This window comes from Nocardiopsis sp. MT53, assembly GCF_019598965.1.
In the GTDB taxonomy this organism is placed as follows: domain Bacteria; phylum Actinomycetota; class Actinomycetes; order Streptosporangiales; family Streptosporangiaceae; genus Nocardiopsis; species Nocardiopsis changdeensis.
This window is the reverse complement of sequence record NZ_CP080599.1, coordinates 588,132-610,425: the sequence shown is the minus strand read 5'-3', so window position 1 is coordinate 610,425 and position 22,294 is coordinate 588,132. Positions and strand designations below refer to the sequence as shown.

18 protein-coding genes and 2 tRNA genes are annotated in these 22,294 nt (G+C 72.5%); 16 read left to right on the top strand and 4 right to left on the bottom strand.

Annotation, left to right across the window (positions count from 1 at the left end):
• The first annotated feature begins 17 nt into the window (after positions 1–17).
• Together K1J57_RS02490 and K1J57_RS02485 are read left to right on the top strand one after the other, a co-directional pair.
• The gene (locus K1J57_RS02490) at positions 18–617 is read left to right on the top strand and encodes a vancomycin high temperature exclusion protein (RefSeq protein ID WP_220562865.1); all 600 of its coding nucleotides are present in this window, start codon (positions 18–20) and stop codon (positions 615–617) included.
• Positions 618–636: 19 nt separating this feature from the next.
• On the top strand, positions 637–2,064 hold the full coding sequence (locus K1J57_RS02485; protein WP_220562864.1) for a hypothetical protein: 1,428 nt from the start codon (positions 637–639) through the stop codon (positions 2,062–2,064).
• Between the two features lie 228 nt (positions 2,065–2,292).
• Here the strand turns inward: K1J57_RS02485 and K1J57_RS02480 are convergent, their stop codons facing one another.
• Positions 2,293–3,858, bottom strand: a complete 1,566-nt coding sequence (locus tag K1J57_RS02480; RefSeq protein WP_255646800.1) for a DUF885 family protein — start codon at positions 3,856–3,858, stop codon at positions 2,293–2,295.
• 87 nt (positions 3,859–3,945) lie between these two features.
• On the opposite strand from K1J57_RS02480, the gene K1J57_RS02475 reads away from it, so the two are divergent.
• Positions 3,946–4,674, top strand: a complete 729-nt coding sequence (locus K1J57_RS02475) for a vancomycin high temperature exclusion protein (protein ID WP_255646799.1) — start codon at positions 3,946–3,948, stop codon at positions 4,672–4,674.
• A 178-nt stretch (positions 4,675–4,852) separates the two neighbouring features.
• On the opposite strand, the gene K1J57_RS02470 is transcribed toward K1J57_RS02475, so the two are convergent.
• Together K1J57_RS02470 and K1J57_RS02465 are read right to left on the bottom strand one after the other, a co-directional pair.
• Entirely contained in the window at positions 4,853–5,836 is a 984-nt protein-coding gene (locus K1J57_RS02470) for an N-acetylmuramic acid 6-phosphate etherase (protein ID WP_255646797.1), read from the bottom strand.
• A 106-nt stretch (positions 5,837–5,942) separates the two neighbouring features.
• Positions 5,943–6,917, bottom strand: a complete 975-nt coding sequence (locus K1J57_RS02465) for a MurR/RpiR family transcriptional regulator (protein WP_220562861.1) — start codon at positions 6,915–6,917, stop codon at positions 5,943–5,945.
• Between the two features lie 414 nt (positions 6,918–7,331).
• Here K1J57_RS02465 and K1J57_RS02460 point away from each other — a divergent pair, with 414 nt between their 5' ends.
• The 5 genes from K1J57_RS02460 to K1J57_RS02440 all read left to right on the top strand — a co-directional run bounded on the left by K1J57_RS02460 (position 7,332) and on the right by K1J57_RS02440 (position 9,499).
• Positions 7,332–7,517 carry a hypothetical protein gene (locus tag K1J57_RS02460; protein ID WP_220562860.1) on the top strand — a complete coding sequence of 62 codons (186 nt, stop codon included), beginning with the start codon at positions 7,332–7,334 and terminating at the stop codon, positions 7,515–7,517.
• 111 nt (positions 7,518–7,628) lie between these two features.
• A tRNA-Lys gene (locus K1J57_RS02455) sits at positions 7,629–7,701 on the top strand.
• Positions 7,702–7,871: 170 nt separating this feature from the next.
• Positions 7,872–7,944, top strand: a tRNA-Lys gene (locus K1J57_RS02450).
• 275 nt (positions 7,945–8,219) lie between these two features.
• Positions 8,220–8,768: a septum formation family protein gene (locus tag K1J57_RS02445; protein ID WP_220562859.1), complete on the top strand. Its 549-nt coding sequence runs from the start codon at positions 8,220–8,222 to the stop codon at positions 8,766–8,768.
• 140 nt (positions 8,769–8,908) lie between these two features.
• Positions 8,909–9,499 carry a septum formation family protein gene (locus K1J57_RS02440; RefSeq protein WP_220562858.1) on the top strand — a complete coding sequence of 197 codons (591 nt, stop codon included), beginning with the start codon at positions 8,909–8,911 and terminating at the stop codon, positions 9,497–9,499.
• A 64-nt stretch (positions 9,500–9,563) separates the two neighbouring features.
• Here K1J57_RS02440 and K1J57_RS02435 read toward each other — a convergent pair whose 3' ends face one another.
• The gene (locus tag K1J57_RS02435; protein ID WP_255646796.1) at positions 9,564–11,201 is read right to left on the bottom strand and encodes an alpha/beta hydrolase; all 1,638 of its coding nucleotides are present in this window, start codon (positions 11,199–11,201) and stop codon (positions 9,564–9,566) included.
• Between the two features lie 405 nt (positions 11,202–11,606).
• On the opposite strand from K1J57_RS02435, the gene K1J57_RS02430 reads away from it, so the two are divergent.
• The 8 genes from K1J57_RS02430 (at position 11,607) to K1J57_RS02395 (ending at position 22,220) form a co-directional block, all read left to right on the top strand.
• The gene (locus tag K1J57_RS02430; protein WP_220562857.1) at positions 11,607–12,695 is read left to right on the top strand and encodes an ABC transporter permease; all 1,089 of its coding nucleotides are present in this window, start codon (positions 11,607–11,609) and stop codon (positions 12,693–12,695) included.
• A gap of 6 nt (positions 12,696–12,701) precedes the next feature.
• Positions 12,702–13,583, top strand: coding sequence for an ABC transporter permease (locus tag K1J57_RS02425; RefSeq protein WP_220562856.1), 882 nt, complete (start codon positions 12,702–12,704; stop codon positions 13,581–13,583).
• A gap of 5 nt (positions 13,584–13,588) precedes the next feature.
• Positions 13,589–14,653, top strand: a complete 1,065-nt coding sequence (locus K1J57_RS02420; protein ID WP_220562855.1) for an ABC transporter ATP-binding protein — start codon at positions 13,589–13,591, stop codon at positions 14,651–14,653.
• Positions 14,646–15,683, top strand: coding sequence for an ABC transporter ATP-binding protein (locus K1J57_RS02415; RefSeq protein ID WP_370634589.1), 1,038 nt, complete (start codon positions 14,646–14,648; stop codon positions 15,681–15,683). The genes K1J57_RS02420 and K1J57_RS02415 overlap by 8 nt, the downstream gene beginning before the upstream one ends.
• 4 nt (positions 15,684–15,687) lie before the next feature.
• Positions 15,688–15,876 (top strand): hypothetical protein, encoded by a 189-nt coding sequence (locus K1J57_RS02410; protein WP_220562854.1) that lies wholly within the window; start codon positions 15,688–15,690, stop codon positions 15,874–15,876.
• Positions 15,873–17,684, top strand: a complete 1,812-nt coding sequence (locus tag K1J57_RS02405; RefSeq protein WP_220562853.1) for an ABC transporter substrate-binding protein — start codon at positions 15,873–15,875, stop codon at positions 17,682–17,684. The genes K1J57_RS02410 and K1J57_RS02405 overlap by 4 nt, the downstream gene beginning before the upstream one ends.
• Positions 17,685–17,946: 262 nt before the next feature.
• Positions 17,947–19,167, top strand: a complete 1,221-nt coding sequence (gene ccrA, locus K1J57_RS02400) for a crotonyl-CoA carboxylase/reductase (protein ID WP_220562852.1) — start codon at positions 17,947–17,949, stop codon at positions 19,165–19,167.
• Between the two features lie 509 nt (positions 19,168–19,676).
• Positions 19,677–22,220: a sensor histidine kinase KdpD gene (locus tag K1J57_RS02395; RefSeq protein ID WP_255646795.1), complete on the top strand. Its 2,544-nt coding sequence runs from the start codon at positions 19,677–19,679 to the stop codon at positions 22,218–22,220.
• Positions 22,221–22,294: the final 74 nt, after the last annotated feature.

The window sequence follows — 22,294 nt, the reverse complement described above, 5'->3', positions numbered from 1 at the left end:
CGGACGGAGGGCCGACGGTGTCGGTGTGGATCGTGGCGGCCGGAGTGTGCGCGGCCGCGTTGAGCCCCTACATCTGGCTGACGGCCGCCTCCGTCGGCCGCCTCCGGACGGTGGAGACCGTCCCGGACCGGCCGGTGGCGGTCGTCCTGGGCGCGGCCGCCTGGGCAGACGGCCCCTCGCCTCTGCTGGCCCGCCGCCTGGACCTGGCCGTGCGCCTGTACCTCGGCGGCAGGGTGGAGCGCGTCATCGTCTCGGGCGACAACCGCGAGGTGTCGCGCCGCGAGACCGACACCATGGCCGCCTACCTCGTCGCCCACGGGGTCCCCGCGGACCGGATCGACGCCGACCCCCACGGCTACCGCACCTGGGACACCTGCGTGCGGGTCCGCGACCTGTTCGGGGTCCGCTCCGCGACCATGGTCACCCAGTCGTTCCACCTGCCCCGCACCGTCGCACTGGCCCGGGCCGCGGGTATCGACGCCGTGGGCGTGGGCGATCCCAGCATGGGGGCCCGCCGCCGCTCCACCGTCATCGGGTACGCCCGCGAGGCCGGGGCCGCGGTCAAGGCCCTGCGCGACGCCGTGCTGCGGCCCGCCCCCGCCCGGACCGGCCCCTGAACCCGGCGATACTGGGGGCATGAACGCGACCCCGAACGACGCGCACACCGGTCCCGAGAGCGTGGACTGGACGGCCCTGGCCCCGGAGGGCGGCGAGCGCATCGCCTCCCTGCTGGCCGAGGTCACCGGCAGCGACACGGCCCTGTCCGAACTGCACGACATCATCGAGTTCCCCGCCCCCGGCCACCGGGCGGCCCCCCGGGCGGTGGACTTCCTCGTCGACGCGGCCTGCTCCGAGCAGACCCCCGCCACCGACCGGTGGCGCCCCCTGAGCCTGCTGCTGGAGCTGGTCTCCGTGCACGCCGAGGACCATTTCCCCGAGCCCCGCGACCTGGCGCAGTGGCGCGACGAGGTGGCCTGGATCACCTCCACCGACACCGGGAAGGCCGTCGAGCAGTACCGGACCTGGGTGGAGGAGGCCCCGGACGAGCAGCAGCGGCGCAGGATGCGCAACCGGCTCGAGGTCCTGGAGCTGCCCGACGGCCCCGCCCTGCTCCAGGCCGAGCTGGACACCTTCGAGGCGATCCGCGCCCGCGTCCCCGACCTGCTGGAGCTGCTCAAGGGCGCGGCGAACCGCGGCGGCATGGACCGGGCCGGGGAGTGGGTCTCCTACCTGCTGGCCTTCCTCACCCCCGACGCCGACCGGATCGTCGCCGGCATCACCGGCGCCTCCCAGATCCTGCTCGCCAAGGACCTGCGCCCCACCCGCCAGGCGCCCTCCAGCCTGCGCGACATGATGGACCAGGCCTTGGCCGGGGGGTCCGAGCCGCTGCCCGCGGAACTGTTCGCGCTGGGCGCGCTGGCCGGGCCGGACGACATCGACCTCACCGTCGCCCTCACCCACCAGATGGCCGGCGGCAACCTGTACAACTCCTTCGCCGCGTCGGTGGCGCTGGTGATGATCCACGGCGGCAACACCCCGCGCGAGGCGCTGCGCCGGATCGGCCGCGGCGGCGGCACCACCAGCGGCTACGAGGGCCTGTTCAACGAGTCGTGGCCGCACTGCGGCGAGCGCTCGCCGCAGGTGCTGGGCTTCCTGGCCCTGGGACGGGCGGGGGGCCGCGCCCGCCGCCTGCGCCTGGACATCCTGCCCGGCCTGATCAAGGGCGAGGAGGACTCGCGCGCCCTGGTCACCGCCGCGGGGCTGGAGCTGGTCCTGGGGCCGCGCACCCAGGGGTTCACCCTCGAGGACCACCTCAACGCCGAGTACGACGAGGAGACCCTCAAGGTGATGTGGGCGATCGCCGAGCTGCCCGCCCAGGCCTGGGAGGACGCGGAGTTCCGGGAGGTCCTGGCCGCCTGGGGGCTGCCGGAGGACCCCGAGGAGTTCCGCACCTCGGTGGGCGTGGAGCTGGAGCCCGAGGTGGTGGAGCCGCAGGCCCCCGCCGCCCCCGAGCCGCCGCAGCAGCAGGGCGGGCTCTTCGGCCGCCTGTTCGGCGGCCGCTGACCTCCGCCGGACCCCGCGGGAACCGCGTCGCGGCGGCCCCCGTCGAAACCGGCACGGCCGGAGCGGGGACGCCCCGGCCGTCCGGCGGCCCCCGCCGTCCGCCGCCGCCCCTCGGGGCCGCGGCCGACGGGCCCTCGCGGGGCCGCGGGACCCCTCCGGACCGGAGCCGCGTCCGGCCCCGGGGGCGGCTGCCACCGCCCCCGGGATGGGGAGTCCCGCCCCGGGCTCTCAGCCCCGTTCGAGGGCGGTGCCGATCAGCCCCAGCGGCGGGGAGCCCAGGTCCAGCAGGGCCCGGTGGAAGCGGCCCAGGGAGAACTCCGACCCCCACCGCTCGCGGGCCCGCTCGCGCAGCCGCAGGATCTCCAGCTTGCCCCACGTGTACCGGCCGTAGGTGGGGTCGAACGTGGCCCGCCGCGCCTCCGATAGCGCCGCCGGGCCCTGGAGCGGGGTGTCCTCGGAGAACAGCGCCGCCGCCTCCTCCACCGTCATGGTCCCGGTGTGCATGCCGATGGCCACCGACAGCCGGGTCACCCGGATGAGGGCCTCCACCCACACGCCCGCCTCGTAGTGGTCGGCGGTCCACCCCCCGACGCCGCAGCGCTCGGCGGCGTAGTCCCCGAAGCCCTCCTCCAGCATCATCTCCTCGGCGTAGTGCGCCCAGCCCTCGGCGAACGCCATCGAGTGCAGCGCCCGCCGCACCGGGCCGGGGGCGCGCCGCAGCGCCCGCCCGTGCGAGAAGTGGCCGGGGGCCACCTCGTGCACGCTCACCGCCGGCAGCGTGGTGTCGCTGAACATCTCCAGCCACTCGGCGGTCTCCGCCGCGTCCCAGGCGGGGTCGGGCGGGGTGATGTAGTAGAACGACGGGGTGTCGGCCTCCCACGGCCCGGACCAGGCCATCATCGCGGTGGCCCAGCGGTGGGCGGGCGGGGACAGGTCCACCCGGCACTCGCCGTCGCCGTAGGGGGCCAGGCCGCGCTCGGCGGTGAACTCCAGCGCCAGCTCCGTCCAGCGGCGGGCGGCGTCGAGCACCCCGTCGCCGTCCGGGCCCTGCGCGGTCAGCTTCCGGACCGCGGTCATGACGTCCTCGCCGGGGGCGATCCGGCCGACCGCCTCGGCCAGCCGCGCCCGCAGCCGGTCGCGTTCGGCCCGCGCCCGCTCCGCCAGCTCCACCGGGTCGACCTCCAGGGCCTCCCCGGTGCCCATGAGCCGGGCCAGCCCCTCGGCGCCCAGCGAGGCGTCCTCGGGCCCCTCCTCGGCGGCCCGCTCCACATGGGCGACCAGGCGGGCGTGCGCGGCCAGCGCGGTCTCGCGCAGCGGGGCGGGCACGTCCTCGGGCAGCCCCTCGGCCAGCCCGCGGACGGCGCCGACCAGGGAGCGCGCCACCGGGGCGGGCATCCGGTCCAGGGCGGCGATCGCGTTGTCCACGCCGCGCGGCCACTGCGCCAGGTGGGCGTCCCGGGCCCTGCGGCGCTCGGCCTCGGGGGCGTAGTCCCGGTCGTAGCCGGAGACGTCGAGCTCGCCCAGGTGGTACAGGGGGTTGGCGCGGTACTGCAGCGCCTCGCCCAGCGCGTACCGGGCCTCGGCCTCGAACGCGGCCAGGTGTGCTTCGTCGTGGGGATCGTCCAGCGGCGCGCCGCCCAGCGCCGCCAGGGCGGCCTCGACGCCGGCGGGGGAGAGGTCGGCGACGCGGCCGTCGTACTCGTGCATGCCCGCTCCGTCGCGCATGGCGCCGGGCATGAGGTCGGCCAGGGCCCGCAGCCGGGCCGGGATTTCATGGTTCTCGGGGTGTGGCATGCCCCGACCTTAGAGCGCGGGCCGCGAAAGCACACCCCGCTGTGCGGGGGGCGGAACCCCGGGCCCCTCCCAGTCGTCTCCCCGGGTGTGACGACCTCCGAAGAAGCCTCCGCCGAGTCCTCCGACGCCACGGCCGGGAAACGGCCGCGCCGCCGCCGGCTCCTCCTGCTTCCGCTGTTCGCGCTCGCCCTGGTGGCGGCGTTCGCCCCCTTCGTGTGGGTGGTCGCCGGGACCTCCGGGTACCGCCACGCCACCGTCGCCGACGTGCCCGAGCGGCCGGTGGCGCTGGTCCTGGGCGCCGGGGTGCGCGAGGACGGGCTCCCCACCCGGGTGCTGGCCCGGAGGCTGGAGCTGGCCGCCGACCTGTACTTCGCCGGCAAGGCCGAGGTGCTGCTGGTGAGCGGCGACAACAGCGTGGAGCACTACAACGAGACCGACACCATGCGCGACCACCTGGTGGCCGCCGGGGTCCCGGCCGAGCACATCGCGGCCGACTACGCCGGGTTCTCCACCTGGGAGTCGTGCGTGCGCGCCCGCGAGGTGTTCGGGGTGACCGAGGCGACCGTGGTCACCCAGGACTTCCACCTGCCCCGGGCGGTGCGCCTATGCCGGGCGGCCGGCATCGACGCGGTCGGCGTCGCCGACGCCGCCGCCCAGGAGCGGGTCTGGGCCACCCGCTACGGCTGGGCGCGGGAGGTCCCCGCGGCGGTGGCGGCCCTGGGCACCGTGGTGTTCCGCCCCGACCCCACCTTCCTGGGCCCCTACGAGACCGCCGTCGACGACGCGCTCGCCGCCGCCCGGAAGGACGAGGGGTAGCCGGGGCCGCGACCCGGGGTACGCCCGGCGGATCGTTCCGGGCCGCGGCCGCCGCGCCGCCCATGCCCGGCCGGCCCCGGGCCGGCCCCGCCGGGCGTCCTGCGAGAGATCGCCCGAGGGCCGCTCCCGGCGCCCGGCGCGAGCGCCGGGCCGCACGGGAGCGCCCGCCGAACCCCGCCTAGGACAGCCCGGCCAGGGCGTCGCGGACCCGGCCCCGGGCCCCGGCCAGCGCCTCCCGGGCCTCGGCGGCCGGCACCCCGGCCAGCAGCGACACCAGGGCCGTGCGGGTGTCGCCCCCGGCCTCGGTGAGCGCCCGCGCGCAGTCCTCCTCGCCGGCGCCGGAGGCCTGGGCCAGGATGGTCACCACCCGGCCGCGCAGCTTCCCGTTGCTGGCGTCCACGCCCACCATGAGGTTGGAGTAGGTGCGCCCCATCCGGACCATCACGGCGGTGGAGAACGCGTTCAGCGCCAGTTTCTGGGCGGTGCCCGCCTTCATCCGGGTCGATCCGGCGATGACCTCGGCACCGGTGTCCACGCCCACGTGCACGTCGACGTGCTCCGCCAGCGGGGCGTCCGGGTTGGCGCTGATGAGCACGGTCGCGGCGGACCGCTCCCGGGCCGCCTCCAGAGCGCCGCCCACGTACGGGGTGCGGCCGCTGGCCGCCAGCCCGACCGCCAGCGAGCCGGGGGCCAGCCCCGAGGCGTCCGCGCGCCCGGACCCCCAGTCGTCCTCGATGCCCTCCACCGCGCGGACCAGGGCCGCCCCGCCGCCCGCGTGGTGGGACACCACCCACTCGGGGGGCACCCCGTAGGTGGGGGGCAGCTCGGCGGCGTCCTGGGCGGCGATGCGCCCGGAGGTCCCCGCGCCGAAGTAGTGGATGGCCGCCCCGCTCTCCAGGGCGGCCACCCCCAGCTCCACGGCCCGCGCGAGCTCCGGCAGCACCGCCTCCACCGCGGCGGGCACGGTGGCGTCCTCCGCGTTGATCCGCCGCAGGACGTCCAGGACCGACAACCGGTCGATGTCCAGGGTGCGGGGGTTGCGGGCCTCGGTGGGGGCGCGCACGATCACCGTCTCGCCCGGGGGCGCCCCGGGGTCCGACGGGCCGTCCGGGGTCCGTTCCCCGCCGTAGTGTTCCACAGCGCTCTCCTGTTCGGTCCGCACCCGCTGTCGTTCCTTTCCGGTCGGTCCCCGGTCCGCCGCCGCGGCCCCGCCCGTCATCCGCCGCCCCCGGACGTGTGCTCCGGGCCCGGGGAATCCCGCCCGCGCCTCACGGCCGGTCGTCGGCGGCCCTGTCGTCGGGCCGGCCCCGGCGACGCTTGCGGTCGTCGCTGATGCGCAGCCCCCGCACCGCCTCGGCGGTGGTCTCCAGGGCCGCCCTGCTGTCGGCGTACCGGCTCTGGGCCAGCCCCACGAACAGGCAGTCCACCACGGTCAGCTGGGCCAGCCGGCTGGCGGTCGCCCCGGACCGGAAGGTGGTCTCCCGGGCCGCCGTGGTCAGCACGTGGTCGGCGAACCCGATGGCGGAGCGCGGGAAGTTGGTGATGGCCACGGTGCGCGCGCCCCGGCGCCCGGCCTCGGTCAGGGCCTGCACGGTGTCGATGGTGGCGCCGCTGTGCGAGATGCCGATGGCCACGTCGCGCTCGTCCAGCAGGGCCGCGCTGGTGAGCATCACGTGCGCGTCCGACCAGGCGAACGACGTGAGCCCGATCCGGTGCAGCTTCTGCTGGAGGTCGGCGCCCACGAACGCGCTGGCCCCCACCCCGTAGACGTCGATCCGCCGTGCGGACGACATCGTGTCGATGACGGTGCGCAGCACGTCGACGTCCAGGGCCGCGCCGGTCTCCTCGACCGCCCGGGCGTCGGTGTAGGCGATCTTCTGGACCACCGTCACCAGGGTGTCGTCGGGGTTGATGTCCCCGTCGGGCTCGGGGGCCCCGGTGGTGCGGGCCCCGCGCGCCTGGCCGGCCTCGGTGGCCAGCGCCAGGCGCAGCTCCCGGTACCCGCTGAAGTCGATGGTCCGGCAGAAGCGGATGACCGTGGCTTCAGAGGTCGCGCAGTCCTTCGCCAGTTGTGTGATGGAGGAGGCCGCCGCCCGCTCCGGGTCGTCGATGATGCGCTGGGCGACCCGCCGCTCGGCCGGTGCCAGCGAGGGCAGCAGCGAACGGATGCGGAGCACGGTGGTGGGGACCTGTGGGATCCCCGGTTCCACCCGGCCTTCCGTGGGCTTCGGAATGTGCGCCATGGAGGAAAGTTTCTTTCGGTCTCGGGGCAGAGTCAACGCGCGGAAGGGAAAAAGCGGGAGAATCCAGGATTCCAAGCGGTCGGCCCCGCGGCAAGTACCGAAGTCCCCGGACCTCGGGTTTCCCGGCTGAAGTGGGAGAAGGCGCCGGAAGGCGGCCGGCGCGGCCGGGGGCGGCGCGGGCGGACCCGGCACACGGCCCGTGCGCGGTGTCCACCGCGCACTCGCGCGCCGGGCCCGGGAGGGCCATCGCGGCCGCGGGGAAGTACCGGTCGTTCCGGCCCGCCGGTGACGAGTCTGGCGGCGGGCTCTTACGTTCGCCTTTCACCGAAGTGAACGGACGCGGGGTCTTGTGATATCGCCCGAATTCGTTTGCAGCGGTGCTCATGGGTCACACGAGTCGCTAGTGTCGACCCCATGACACAGAACAACGATCCGAATCAGGACCCCGCCGGGGCCACACAGCACTTCCAGCGTTTCGTCGACGAGAACCCCGAACCGGAGGCGCCCGAGCGCCGCCCCGTCCTGCCGATCGTCCTCGCGGGCGTCGGCGTGATCGCGGCCGTCGCGGTCGTCGTCGCGCTGGTCCTGGCCTTCTCCTGACCCGCGCGGGCGACCGGACAAACGGTTCGCGACCACTCCGCGAGTCCTGCTAGAGTTAACGACGTCGCCGGGGAGCACGGCCCACAGGGCCCGGATCCCCGGGAACGACCGGCGTCATTAGCTCAATTGGCAGAGCAGCTGACTCTTAATCAGCGGGTTCGGGGTTCGAGTCCCTGATGACGCACGGCGAACGGCCCCGGCAGAAGGCTCGGCCTTCCACCGGGGTCGATCACGTGGCGGTCCTCCGACCGTTCCGCAGTGGTCCGTATCACGGGCCGGGCGGTGCGGCGGCCCCCTGGGGGTCGGGTAGGATCGACCGGGTCGCGGTGCGGACGCAGGTCCGCGCGACGACGGGCGTCATTAGCTCAATTGGCAGAGCAGCTGACTCTTAATCAGCGGGTTCGGGGTTCGAGTCCCTGATGACGCACATTGCGGGAAGGCCCCCGGTCAGGTACCGGGGGCCTTCCGCATCCCCGGGGTCCCGGACCCCGCTCCGGGGGCACGGGAAATGTCGTGGCCCCGTGCTGTGCTGTACCGCATCCCCCACGAGCCCGAAGGAAGCAGGCCGGCCGGACCCCTCGGCCCCCACCGCTTTCCGGGCATATCCCACAAACGGATTGACACCGGCCCCGACCTGGTGAAATGTTGTCTCGCCGCCGTTTCGGGCCGGCCCTTCCCCTGAACCACTTCCGGAGTATCCCCATGTCCCTGTCCCCCTTCCGCGCGCTGGCCCTGTCCGCTCTGGCCTGCGGCGCCGCCCTCTCCCTCACCGGCTGCGGCGCCATCGTGAACAACCTCCTGGGCGGCGCCCCCGCCGAGACCGCCCCGGACGGCGCCACCGGCGGCTCCGAGGAGACCTCCCTCCTGCCGGAGAGCGACGACGTCTTCACCCTGGCCGTCGGCGACTGCTTCACCGAGGCCGAGTTCAACACCTCCTTCACCGGCGACGAGGTCAGCGAGGTCCCGACGCTCGACTGCGCCGAGGAGCACGACGCGGAGGTCTACCACATCGAGACGCTGCCCGAGGGCGCGTTCCCGGGTGAGACGGCCATCGAGTCCTCCGCCACGGAGGCCTGCGAGACCAACTTCGAGACGTTCATCGGCGTTCCCTACCTGGAGTCGGAGCTGTACTACAGCTACCTGACCCCGACCGAGGACGGCTGGAACACCGTCGACGACCGCGAGATCGTCTGCTACATCGTCACCAGCGGCGAGATGGTCACCGGCACCCTCGCCGGCGCCGCCCGCTAGGTTCCCGACCGGTCCGCCCCTATCGGGCGGACCGGTATTTTTCCGTCCGGACCGGGAACCACGGCCGTTCTCCGCGCATCTGGATAAGTGTCGCCGGGTCCGTCGGCGACAGGTAACGAAGAACCCCTGTTGGAGTCGCCATGTTGTCGGAATTGCGCCGTTCGCCCTATGGGCGCCTCGTGCTCGGCCCCCTGGTCGTCGGCGCGGCACTGTCGCTGACGGCGTGCAGCCCCGAAATGCTGCTGCCTCCGGCGCTGCGTCCGGGAGCGGAGGTGGCGCCGTCCCCCGAAGCGACCGAGACCCCTGCGGAGACTCCGGTGGAGACCCCCGCGGAGACCCCGGTGGAAACCCCCATGGACCCCGAGGACACCGATGTCTTCGACATCTACCTCGGCGACTGCCTGACCGAGTTCGGCTCGGACGAGGACTCGATCTCCTCGGTGCCCAAGATCGACTGCGCGGAGCCGCACGTCTACGAGGTCTACCACGTCGAGAACATCAACGAGTCCGGCGACTACCCCGGTGAGACCTCCGTCTCCGACTCGGCCAACGAGCTGTGCGAGGCGGCGTTCGAGCCCTTCGTCGGCACCGGGTACTACGACTCGGCCCTCTACTACACGCCGCTCTTCCCGACGGCGGACGGCTGGGCCGCGGGCGACCGCGAGGTCCTGTGCCTGATCTACGACCCCGCGGGCGACACCACCGGCACCCTGGCGGGCGCCAACCGGTAGGACACCCGTTCCGGCGTACGGCCCGCACCGCCCACCGGCGGTGCGGGCCGTTCCCGTGCGGGGGTCAGCCGATCCAGGACGGCCGGGCCGCGAGCGGGTGCCCGCGCTCGGACATGATCTCGGCGACGACCGCGCCGGCCGCCTCCGCCTCCCGCGCCCTCAGGGCCGACGGCGCGTCCTGCGGCCGGGGCAGCCCGGCGCAGGTCGCGTCCCGCGGAGCCGCGCCGTCCACCAGGTAGGCGTCCACGGCCGCGGTCACGCAGTCGTGGCCGGGCATCCCGTAGAACCCGTGCCCGCCCTCGTCGGTGACGGTGACCAGGGCGTTGCCGAGCCTGTCGGCCATCCGCGGCCCGCCCTCGTAGACGGTGTTGGCGTCGAACTCCGCCGCGATCACCAGGCCGGGGGCGTAGCCCTCGCGCTCCAGCTCCACCAGCGGCTCGGCCGGCGCCCGCGAGGCGAACGCGCAGGGCTGCGGCGAGTCCCAGATCGCCCCGATGCCGTACGGGTTGTACTCGCGCGCCTCGCGCATGTCCCGGTAGTAGCCCGACAGGCGCGATGGCCACTCGGCCTCGCAGCTCACCGCCATGAGCAGGGAGTCGTTGGAGAGCTCCACCTCCGGGTCGGGGTACTCGGGGAGCTCGTACCCGGGGAAGGGCACGTCGTTCACGAAGAACCCGAGCTCGACCGAGATCAGGTCCCAGTACATCTGGTTCCGCGACGCCGAGCCGATGTAGAAGTCGAAGTCGTCGGCGGTGAAGGGCGTCCCCTCGGGCATGCCGGGGACGTCGTCGCGGGGCTCCTCCTCCAACCGGGCGCGGGTCTCCTCGACGGTGGCCAGCACCTCCTCGGGGGTGGACCCGAACCCGTACTCGTCGTGGCGCTCGGCGACCCACGCGGTGTACCGGTCCACGTTGGCCTTGTAGCCCCGGTTCTGGGTGCGGAAGAGCTCCCGCCACATGCCGTCGGGCAGGACCGAGGAGTCCAGCACGCTGAGGTCCAGCCTCTCGGGGAACAGGCTCCCGTACACCGCTCCCAGGTAGGTGCCGTAGGACACCCCGTAGTAGGAGGTCCGCTCCTCGCCCAGGGCGGCGCGGATCACGTCCATGTCCCGCGCGGTGTTCGCCGTGGTCATGAGCGGGATGAGGTCGCCGTGGGCGCTCTCACAGGACCGCTGGACGGAGACGGCCGCCCGGGTGACGGCCGAGAACTCGTCGTCGTCGGGGCGCGAGGGCGGGAGGGGGAGGTCCGCGCCGCAGTCGAGGTAGGGGGTGGAGGCTCCGCTGCCGCGCGGGTCCATCCCGATGATGTCGTACACCTCGGCGATGCGCTGGGTGCCCAGCCCGTAGCCGAACCCGAGGTCGGGCCGGGGCTCGATGGGCATGTAGCGGCCCGCGCCCCCGGGCCCGCCGGGGTTGGTCAGCAGGATGCCGCGCCGCTGACCGGGGTCGGTGGCGCGGTGGCGGCTGATCGCGATGGACGCCCGCTCGCCGCCGGGGTCGGCGTAGTCGAGGGGCACCTCGATCCAGGCGCAGTCCAGCCCCTCCAGGAGCCGTTCCTCGCAGGGGGCCCACTCGACCTCCTGCTCGTGGAACACGGCCAGGGGGTCGGCGGGCTCGGCGGCGGCCGGGGCGGCCGCGGCGAGCGACAGGGTCAGAGCGGACACCAGGGTGCCCACGGCGATCGATGGGTGTGCTCTGCGCACGGGGGTTCCCTTGCTGTTCCGGCCCGGGCCGCGGGGGCGGCGCCGAGGGAGCGTGCATCGGCCCGGTAACCGTATGTATTTCCGGTTCGCGTAGAACACCGACGAAAGTCATGTATCGCGGAGCGTGGCCTGATCCGGCCATGAAGTGAACGGGGGTTCATCCCTATATGTACGTTTCGTGACTTTTGCGATGCCGATCACATCGCACAAAGGACGCCATTTGGTCACGGGGGTGGTGTCCGCCACACTCCGCGGGCTACCTTGTCGTTCTATTAGGAAACTTTCCTAATAGAACAGGCCGGGCGCATTCCGCGCACCCCGGCCCTTCCCCCGTCCTTCCGCCCCCCGTTACCGACGAGCCCCCGCTCCCCTCCGACAGCCCCACCTCCCGCTCGAAGGAGACTCGTGGCCACCGAAATCGCGGCATCGCCACCGCCGCCGGAAGCCGGGACCACGGCGCCGCCCGGCGGCGCCCCCCTCTCCCTGCCCCTCCGGATCTGGCGCCACTACGCCCTGGTCAAGGTCCGCAAAGCGGTCGTCGTCGTCTTCGTCGTCGCCAACGTGACCTTCTTCCTCGGCCGCGCCATGCCCGGAGACCCCATCGACGTCATGGCCGGCCGCCTCACCCAGGGCGGGATGAGCCTGGAGGAGGCGCGGATCATCGCCGCCAACTCCCTGGCCTACGACCCCGACGCGCCCCTGTGGTCGCAGTGGTGGGACTTCATCGTCGGCCTGGCCACCTTCGACATGGGCATGACCATCAACCGGCCCGGGTTCACCGTCGCCGAGTCGATCGGCGCCTACCTGCCCTGGACCCTGTTCAGCATCGGCGTGGGCACCCTCGTCTCCATCACCCTGGGCCTGGCGCTGGGCATGGTGATGGCCTACCGCCGCAACCGCCTGCTGGACCACGTCCTCAGCGTCGTCGCCTCCGTGCTGGGCGCCATCCCCAACTACCTCATCGCGATGCTGCTGGTCGTCGGCGGCGGCATGTACCTGAGCTGGTTCAACCCCATCGCGCTGCGCGGCACCCTCAGCCCCGGCGTCGAGCCCGGGTTCAGCGCGGAGTTCGTCGGCGACGCCCTGTACCACGCCGGACTGCCGATCTTCACCTACGTGCTGGCCATCATCGGCACCTGGATGCTCGTCATGAAGGCCTCCACCACCGAGGTCCTCAGCGAGGACTACGTGACCGTCGCCCGGGCCCGGGGCCTGCGCGACCGCCGCATCGCGACGTCCTACGTCGGGCGCAACGCCATCCTGCCGCTGGTCGCGCAGATCGCCATCTCCTTCGGAACCCTCGTCGGCGGCGCGATCTTCGTCGAGCAGGTCCTGGTCTACAAGGGGGTCGGCGGCCTGCTGCTGGACGCGGTCAACTACCGCGACTACCCGCTCCTCCAGGGCCTCCTGGTCGTCCTCACCACCTGCGTGGTGGCCGCCAACCTCATCGCCGACCTGCTCTACAGCAGGCTCGACCCGCGCATCCGGAAGTAGGAGACCATGGCAGTCAGTACCGCCGCCCCCGGCGGAGCCGGGGTCTGGGGCGCCATCTGGCACGGCGTCACCCGCAGCACCAGCGGATTCGTCGGGCTGTGCATCGTCGTCGGCGTCCTCCTGTTCGCCTTCGTCGGCCCCTTCTTCGTCGACACCGACAACCCGACCGACGTCACCAAGATCTGGGGCCCGATCACCGCCGAGCACTGGCTCGGCACCAACCACGAGGGCAAGGACACCTTCGTCCAGCTGGTCCTGGGCGGCCGCGAACCCATCTGGGTGGGCATCGTCGCCGCGCTGATCACCGTCGCCATCGCCGTCGTCCTGGGCGGGATCGCCGGCTACGTGCGCGGCCGGATCGACCACTTCCTGCTCCAGCTCACCGACATCACGATGACCATCCCGTTCATCGTCCTGATGCTGGTCGTGGCGTCCTTCTACCGCACCGCCTCGCCGATGGTCGTCGCCTTCATCATCGGCCTGGTCACCTGGCCCTACCTCATGCGCTCCATCCGCGCCCAGGTGCTCACCCTGCGCGAACGCGAGTTCGTCGAGGCGGCCCGGCTCCAGGACCTGGGCACCGCGCGCATCCTCTTCGCCGAGGTGCTGCCCAACATGGCCGGCTACATCTTCGTCAACTTCATCATCGCGATCACCAACGCGATCTACGCCGTCGTCGGCATGTACCTGCTGGGACTGCTGCCCAGCACCGCCGCCAACTGGGGGCTGATGATCCAGCAGGCCTGGGACAACAACGCCTTCCTGGTCCCCTCGGCCGCGCCGTTCCTGGTCGCCCCGATGGTGATGATCATGCTCTTCCAGATCGGCCTGGTCACCATGACCCGGTCCCTGGAGCAGGCCCTCAACCCACGACTCCGGGACAGGTGAGCCACGTGACCGCTTCCCACGCAGCGCCGGCCCCGGCCGAGGGGCCGCTGCTCTCCGTCCGCGGCGTCGACGTCGGCTACCGCACCGGTCGGCGTACACAGGTGACCGCCGTCCACGGCGTCTCCTTCGACCTCTACCCCGGCCAGTCCATGGCCCTGGTGGGGGAGTCCGGCTGCGGCAAGACCACCCTGGGCCTGGGGCTGCTGCGCCTGCTGCCGCGCACCGGCGTCGTCTCGGCCGGGGAGATCCTCTTCCGCCGCAAGGACGGGCGCACCGTCGACGTCCGCTCCCTGGCCAGGGAGGACCTGCGCCGGTTCCGCTGGAGCGAGGCCGCCATGGTCTTCCAGGGCGCGATGAACGCCTTCAACCCGGTGCTCAAGATCGAGGACCACTTCGTCGACACCTTCCGCGCACACGAGACCGGCCGCGCCCGCCGCCGCTCCGCGATCCGGGAGGAGTCGGCCGCCCTGCTGGAGATGGTCCGGCTGGACCCGGCCCGGGTCCTGGACGCCTTCCCGCACGAGCTGTCCGGCGGCATGCGCCAGCGCGCCCTCATCGCCCTGGCCCTGGCGCTGAAACCGCAGCTGCTCATCCTGGACGAGCCCACCACGGCCCTGGACCTGCTCACCCAGCGGGCCATCGTCGAGCGCCTGTCCGAGCTGCGCGAGGAGCTGCGCTTCTCGATGGTCTTCATCACCCACGACCTGGGACTGGCCGCCGAACTCGCCGACCGCGTCGGGACGATGTACGCGGGCCGCCTCATCGAGACCGGCACCACTCGCGACATCTTCTACCGGCCGCGCCACCCCTACACCTCGGCTCTGATCAACTCCGTGCCCCCGGTCAGCGGCGACCTGGTCGTCCCCGAGTCCCTGCCCGGCGGCCCGCCCGGCCTCTCCTCCCTGCCTCCGGGCTGCTCCTTCGCCCCCCGCTGCAGGCACGCCGCCGAGCGGTGCCGCGAGACCCGCCCGGAGCTGGAGGTCCTGCACACCCGCGGCGACGGCCTCAGCCACGCCGCCGCCTGCCTGCGTACCCGCGAACTCGCCGCCGAGGGGGTCACCCGTGATTGACCGTTCCGTGCCCGCGCCCGCCCCGGCCGCCGGGGCGGCCGCCCCCGGCCCCGACCCCGCCCCGGTGCTGAGCCTGCGCGGCGTGCACCAGGTCTTCCCCAGCGCGCGCGGCGACGTGCCCGCCGTCGCGGGGGTCGACCTGGAGGTCCGCCCGGGCAAGGCCCTGTGCCTGGTGGGGGAGTCCGGCTGCGGCAAGACCACCACCGCCCGGATGGCCGCCGGGCTGGCCGACCCCACCGCCGGGTCGGTGCTGTTCCGCGGCCGCGACATCACCGCCATGGACAAGAAGGAGCGCTCGGGGTTCCGGCGCGCGGTCCAGTACATCCACCAGGACCCCTACGCCTCCCTCAACCCGGTGCGCACCGTCTACTCCACGGTCTCCGCCGGGCTGCGCCGCCACCGCATGGTCGCCGACCACAGGGAGGCCCGCAGGGTCACCGCCGAACTCCTGGAACGGGTCGACCTCACCCCGGCCGCGGACTTCATCGACAAGTACCCGCACCAGATGTCCGGCGGCCAGCGCCAGCGCGTCGCCATCGCCCGGGCCCTGGCGATGAACCCCGAGGTGATCATCGCCGACGAGTCCACCTCCATGCTCGACGTCTCCATCCGGGTCAGCCTGCTCAACACCCTGGGCCGGCTGCGCGACGACCTGGGCGTCGGCTTCCTGTTCATCACCCACGACCTGGCGGTGGCCAAGTACTTCGCCTGGGAGGGCGAGATCGCCGTCATGTACCTGGGCAAGGTCGTCGAACACGGCCCCACGCCCCGGGTGGTCAACGACCCGCGGCACCCCTACACCCGGGCGCTGATCTCGGCGGTCTGCGAACCCGACCCCGACCTGGCCCGGACCAAGGAGCGGATCCGGCTGCGCAGCGCGGACATCCCCGACCTGACGGCCCTGCCCCCCGGCTGCGACTTCCACCCGCGCTGCCCCCTCTACGCCCCGGGGGAGTGCGACACCCTCCGGCCGCCACTGGTGCGCGGCCATGACCGACTTCTCGCCTGCCACGTGGCCGGCCAGGGGTGAGCGGATGCTCCTCATCGGCCGTTTCGGCCTTCTCGTCGGAGCCTTCCTCGCCCTGGCCGCCGGCCTCACGGCCCTGCTGAATCCCCCCGGCACAGCCGAGTTCGTGATCAGCGTCGTCACCGTCGTGATCGGCCTGACCGTGCTCTCCCTCGGACTGCTCGCCGTCCTCATCGAAAGGAAGCGCCAGGAATGACCCTCACCCCCGACCGCAACACCCTCCTGCAGGACCTCAGCCGCAGGAGACTCCTCAAGGCCGTCGGCTTCGGCGCGGTCGGCGTCGCCGGAGCCAACGTCCTGGCGGCCTGCGCCGGCGGCGACAACGCGTCCAACGCCGTCGCGGGCCAGTTCACCGGCGTCTACGACTACGACATCGACGCACAGACCCGCAACGTCGCCGTTGAGGACGGCGCGCTGCTCATGAACTCGGTCTACGCCGACCTGTTCCTGCCCGCGGGCGGGTTCTACAACTGGAAGACCCACGAGTGGGACTACCTGCTCATGGAGAACGCGGTCTGGGAGGGCGACGACCTCATCGTCAGCCTGCGCCCCGGCCTGAAGTGGAGCGACGGCACCGACCTGAACGCCGACGACCTGCACCAGAACTTCGCCATCCGCGTCCTGGAGGCCCCGGCCTGGTCCATCGGCTTCCCGCAGATCACCGAGCTGGAGAAGCTGGACGACCTCAGCGTCCGGGCCCGCTTCGACAACCCGTTCCCCGGCATCGAGCTCCAGGTCATCGACCACCGCCTCTTCTCCAAGTCCACCTACGGCGACTTCGGCGAGCGCGCCATCGCGATGGTCGCCGACGGGGTCCGCCAGGGCGACGACGAGCACAACGAGTTCAACGCCGAGTTCATCGCGTTCAACCCCACCGACGTCATCTGCAGCGGCCCGTACAAGTTCGACCCGGCCCAGACCGCCGACGCGCGCATCACCCTGGTGCGCAACGAGGACGGGTACCAGGGCACCGAGGTCGCCTTCGACGAGGTCGTCATCCACAAGGGGGACAACCGGCAGGCCTCCCTGCTCATCCAGCAGGGCGAGGTGGACTACTCCACCCTGGCGACCTCCGCCGCGGACCAGCAGGCGTTCCAGAGCGTGGAGGGCCTGCGCTGGATCGAGCACCCCGGCTACGACGGCTGCGGCCTGATGTTCAACTACCAGAAGAAGCCGGAGCTGAAGGACGTGCGCGTCCGCAAGGCGCTGGCACACCTGTTGGACAGCGACCAGATCGGCCAGGTCGCGCGCGGCGAGGCCTACACCCGCGTCAACTACTACGCCGGCCTGGTGGACATGCAGGCCGAGCAGGTCTTCAGCCAGGAGGAGCTGGCCGGGTTCGCGACCTACGACCTGGACCACGACAAGGCCACCGAGCTGCTGGAGGAGGCGGGCTGGACCAAGCAGGACGGGATCTGGCACCTGCCGGACGGCGAGCCGGCCTCCTTCGAGGTCGTCGGCGTGGTCGGCTGGGGCGACTTCGAGCTCACCGCCACCCAGGTCGAGGAGGCGTGGAACGACTTCGGCATCCAGACCACGGCGTCCAACGTCCCCGCCGACAACCCCTGGGGCATCTGGGCCGCCGGCGACTTCGAGGTGGCCGTGCGCCACTGGGGCAACCCGGAGATCCCGTCCTACTGGGGCGCCTTCCAGATGAACTTCCTGGTGGAGAACGCGCGCACCGGGGACACCCCGGGCCAGGACTTCGACCTCAAGGTGGACAGCCCCAGCCAGGGCGAGGTGGACCTGGAGGCCCTGGTGGAGGTCGCCAAGACCGCGCCCACCGAGGAGGAGCAGATCGAGGCGGTGAGGACGATGGCGATCGTCTTCAACGAGCTGCTGCCGCGCATCCCCGTCTGGACCTACAAGTACCTGGCCCCCGCCCTGGAGGGGGTCCGTGTGGCGAAGTTCGACGACGACCACCCGGCGTCGCAGAACCAGATCTACATGGACAACCACGTCATCCTGTCGCTCATCCAGGGCGACCTGAAGCCGGTCGAGTAGCCGCCCGCCGGAGGTGGGAGTGACCTCCGGGGCACCCGGGGCGGGCCCTGCACGGGCCCGCCCCGTTTTCGGTCCCGAGGTCAGGACGCTTTTATGTCGGCTACCGGCTCTCCGTAAGCGATCTTGCTCCCAAAAGCCGCTACAGTGCTTTTCCGAGGCGTTCGCGGCGATCCTCGCAAAGTGTCGTGGCCCCTGCCCCGTGTGCGCCGTACGTCCGGCCGCCCCCACCCACTCCCGGATATGGAAGGACTGCTCTCCTCCCATGACCAAAGAGCTGTACGACCTCGGTGAGATGCCTCCACTGGGACACGTGCCCGAACGCATGCACGCGATGACGATCAGAGCGGAGCGCTACGGCCCTCCCGAAGAGGCGTTCGCGCACGAGATCGTCCCCGTTCCGAAGGTCGGACCGGGCCGCGTCCTCGTCTACACCATGACGGCCGGCATCAACTACAACAACGTCTGGGCCGCCCTGGGCCGCCCCGCCGACGTGATCGCGGCCCGTCGCAAGCTGGGGGAGCCCGAGGACTACCACGTCGGGGGTTCCGACGGCGCGGGCATCGTCTGGGCGGTGGGCGAGGGCGTCACCGGCCTGGAGGTCGGCGACCACGTGATCCTGTCCCCGGGGGACTGGGACGAGCGTTCCGACGACATCCGCCAGGGCCGCGACCCGGCGGCCTCGCGCAGCATGCGGGCATGGGGCTACGAGTCCAACCACGGCTCCTTCGGCCAGTTCTGCCTCGTACGCGACGTGCAGTGCCACCCCAAACCCGAGCACCTGACCTGGGAGGTGGCCGGAGGGTTCCTGGCCGCGGCGGCCACCGCCCACCGCCAGCTGTTCGGCTGGCAGCCCCACACCGTCCGACCCGGCGATCCCGTGCTGGTGTGGGGCGGGGCGGGCAGCCTGGGGGCCTTCGCGACGCAACTGGTCCGCAACGCGGGCGGACGCGCGGTCGCGGTGGTGTCCACCGAGGAGAAGGCCCGGGTGTGCCGGGACCTGGGGGCCGTCGGGACGATCCTGCGGACGGAGTTCGACCACTGGGGCCGTGTGCCCGAGGACGACGATCCCGCTTACCGGCACTGGGCCGACGGAGTGCGCGCCTTCGGCCGCCGGTTCTGGGAGGAGCTGGGGGAGCGGCGCTCGCCCAGGATCGTGTTCGAGCACAGCGGTGCCGACACCCTGCCGACCTCTCTCTACCTCTGCGACAACGAGGGCATGGTGGTGACCTGCGGGGCCACCTCCGGGTACCGCTCCGACATCGACCTGCGCTTTCTCTGGATGCGCCTCAAACGGCTCCAGGGATCGCACTTCGCCACGACGGCGGACTGCCGCATCGTGACCGACCTGGTGGCGCGGGGCCTGCTGGACCCCTGTGTGTCCTCGGTCGTGGGTTTCGACGAGATCGGCACCGCGCACCAGGAGATGCACGACAACGTTCACCCGTGGGGCAACCGGGTGGCGCGGGTCAACGCTCTCGGATAGTCCGGCCCAGGTGTGAAAAACCAGACAGATGACTTAAAAGTGACTATAGTCTGAAAGCGGAAATATGTAACAAATCAGGTGCCCACCCGCCTCCCGGGACGCCTTCCGATCCTTGTTCTGCCAGGTCGGAGGCGTTGTCCGGTCCGGTTTTCCGTGGCTTCTCCGAATCGTCTGCCAAGCCGGTCCACCTTTGTTAGTCTGACGAACCGAACGACGATTACCGGCGGAAGTGCAGGAATTCGTGCGGGCCGTGGGTGCTCGTCCCCCGACGGGGCAACCGTCCCGTACCCGAGCTGGGACGGTGCGTCCACCTGAACCGAGGAGACGAGACAGTGGCACAGGCGCCACCGCCGGCAGACGGCTCCGCACCCCGGTCCCCCGCGGACGGGTCGAAGGCGTCGGCGGGGGAGGAGCCCGAAGTCAGGCGAGAGGGGCGTTTCCGCCGAGCCATCTACCGTATGGTCAGGATCCAGGAAAACCGCTCCATGGAGACCGAGCAAGGAAGTCCCGTGCATCAGCCCGTGCATCCGCACTCGCAGGAACCCGGCCGCCACTCGGACCGGGACAGCGGTCGGTATGCCGCCGGGTCCTCGCCCGCCGCCGGAGAGGCGAAGGCGGGCGGCGACAGCGCCGCCCCCAAGGAAGTCCCTCCCGCGGAGCGACCCGTCGGCCCCTTCTCCGGCTCCGCGGAGAACGGCTACCGGCCGACCTCCCGCGTCGGCGGCCCCAACCCCTACACCACCGCTCGCCGCGTCGAGGTCGACGACGTCGCACCTGACGCCATGCCCGTCGGCCAATGGCGCGGTGCCGGACTCGACGAGCCCGAACCGCGCACGCCCGAAGTCACCGCTCCGACGGAGCGCGACCGGTCCGAGCAGGAGGCCCCGGTGCGGACCCCGTCCGCACCCGCGGACCAGGCCCCGCCCGCGACCGGAGCAGCGTCGGAGCACCCCCACACGGAGCAATTCGAGGCCCCTGTGTCATTCACCCCTGCATCCTCCTCGTCGGAGGCACCGCTGCCCGAGCCCGCCCGCCACGAACCGCCCCGTGAGGACCGGCGCAGCCGCTCCCCGGAGAGAGAGGGCGGGGCCGAACCCCGCCCGACGGCCGATCCGGCTCCCGCCTTCGACCGGCGGTACCGCCAGGACACCTGGTCCGGGTACCGTTCCCCGGCGGACGACGACCGTCGGCTCCCGCCCGACGGCACCGGCCACACGGGCCCCTACGATCGCGGACGCTCCGAGCGCGCCGCCGTGCCCGGCGATCGCGTCCCCCCGCCCGAGGGCCAGCGCTACGAGCGTGCGTCCTGGGACGACCGCTACCGGGACCCCTACGCGCCGCAGGAGCCCCGCGCGGACCGCTACGACGCCTACGCCGACCGCGGCCGGCGCGGCCATGACGGCTACGGTCCCGGCGGCCACGGTCCGCAGGGCTACGGTCCGGACCCGAGGGCGCCGCGTCCGGAGGACTACCGGACCCCGCCGCCCCAGCGGCCCGACTACCCCTATCCGCCGCAGGCCCCGATGGCCTATCCGTACCCCGTGTACCCGGCCCCCCTGGCACAGCCGATGCCCTACCCCAACGTCTACCCGGCGCCCTTCCAGCCGCCCGGTTACGTGGTCCAGGGCCAGCCGGTGTTCTACCCGGGACAGGCCAACCCCTACGGCCAGCCGGTCCAGCACGTCATCGTGTTCACGGCGGGGCAGCCCCCGCAGGTGATCACCGCCGACACCGCCGCCACCCTGTTCGCCGAGCAGGCGTCGGCCACCGAGGTCGGTGAGGACAAGGCCCTCACCCGCGCCGAACCCGAGGAGGAGGCGGCCACCGCTCCCGAGGAGGAGGCCGGGGCCGAGCCGGAGGCGATCACGCCCTCCGAACCCGTCGCGGAGCAGGAGGAGTCCGAGGCCCCGACCGCTCCCGGATCCGAGGCGCTCGACGCGGTCCGCGCGGCGGCCCTGGTGACCGAGAGCGGCGACGGTCTGCTCAACGAGGCCCTGGCCGGTCTGGCCATGCGCGACCTCTCCCTCGTCGACGCCCTTCTGGAGATGGTCGAGGAACTGGAGTCCGACGCACAGGACCCGGACCTGCTCGAAAAGCTCTTCCAGATCGACAACTTCGCGACCCGGATGCGGCGCAACGGGGAGAACTTCCTGGTGCTCACCGGACATGACGGCGGCGAATCGGACGCCCACGACGAGATCGTCCCGCTTCTCGACGTATCCCGCGCAGCGGTGTCCGAGATCAAGGACTACCCCCGCGTCATGCTCGGCAAGCTTCCGCAGACCTCCATCACCGGTATGGCGGCCGACGACATCAGCCACCTCCTGGCCGAGCTGCTCGACAACGCCACCGCCAACTCGCCGGAGCACTCCCAGGTCGTCATCAGCGGCCAGGAGATGGATGACGGCCGCCTCATGGTCATCGTCGAGGACGAGGGAGTGGGCATCCCCGACAGGCAGCTCGCCGAACTCAACGAGCGCCTGTCCGGGGAACCCGTGCTCGACGAGGAGGTCCCCCGCCACATGGGCCTCTATGTCGCCAGCCGGATCGCCCAGAAGCACGGGTTGGAGGCCAAACTCGAATCCCGGGCCTTCCGCGGGGTGAGCGCCTACGTGATCATCCCCAAGGAGCTGTTGCGCGTGGCCACGCCGCGGACCCCGGGGCAGCAGCGCACCTCGGCGGTTCCGTCGGGCCCCGTCGCTCCGCGCGCCGCCGCCCCCGCCGCTCCGCCGTCCACCACCGCCAACGGCAGCGCCCCGAAGGCCAAGGACACCGGCACGGCGGGCGGCCAGGGCACCTCCACCATCACCGCGGCCGGCCTGCCCCGGCGCAGCGCCACCCCGCACGGCTCCCCGCTGCGCATGATGCCGCGCCCCGAACCGGGCGGTACCCCGCGCAAGCGCGAGGACACGCCACCCAAACTCACCGGTGAGGCCCGGGCCGAACAGATCCGGGACGAACTGGGCGACTTCCTCGAGGGCGAGCGCGCGGCCCTGGAGGGTGAGGACCTCGACGGCAGCACGGACGATCCGGGCGGAAAGGCCGAGAAGTGAACGGTCTCCTCCCGCCGCGCCCGTCCGCGGGCGCGGACTCCTCCCACACCCCTTTGATACTCGGCCCAGGCAGG

What these genes read in the sequence shown, in the direction of transcription:
- K1J57_RS02410 (WP_220562854.1), top strand. Translation starts at nt 15,688, where the DNA reads ATGCTCCTCATCGGCCGTTTCGGCCTTCTCGTCGGAGCCTTCCTCGCC.
- K1J57_RS02465 (WP_220562861.1), bottom strand. Translation starts at nt 6,917, where the DNA reads ATGGCGCACATTCCGAAGCCCACGGAAGGCCGGGTGGAACCGGGGATC.
- K1J57_RS02485 (WP_220562864.1), top strand. Translation starts at nt 637, where the DNA reads ATGAACGCGACCCCGAACGACGCGCACACCGGTCCCGAGAGCGTGGAC.
- K1J57_RS02425 (WP_220562856.1), top strand. Translation starts at nt 12,702, where the DNA reads ATGGCAGTCAGTACCGCCGCCCCCGGCGGAGCCGGGGTCTGGGGCGCC.
- ccrA (WP_220562852.1), top strand. Translation starts at nt 17,947, where the DNA reads ATGACCAAAGAGCTGTACGACCTCGGTGAGATGCCTCCACTGGGACAC.
- K1J57_RS02480 (WP_255646800.1), bottom strand. Translation starts at nt 3,858, where the DNA reads ATGCCACACCCCGAGAACCATGAAATCCCGGCCCGGCTGCGGGCCCTG.
- K1J57_RS02460 (WP_220562860.1), top strand. Translation starts at nt 7,332, where the DNA reads ATGACACAGAACAACGATCCGAATCAGGACCCCGCCGGGGCCACACAG.
- K1J57_RS02405 (WP_220562853.1), top strand. Translation starts at nt 15,873, where the DNA reads ATGACCCTCACCCCCGACCGCAACACCCTCCTGCAGGACCTCAGCCGC.
- K1J57_RS02445 (WP_220562859.1), top strand. Translation starts at nt 8,220, where the DNA reads ATGTCCCTGTCCCCCTTCCGCGCGCTGGCCCTGTCCGCTCTGGCCTGC.
- K1J57_RS02440 (WP_220562858.1), top strand. Translation starts at nt 8,909, where the DNA reads ATGTTGTCGGAATTGCGCCGTTCGCCCTATGGGCGCCTCGTGCTCGGC.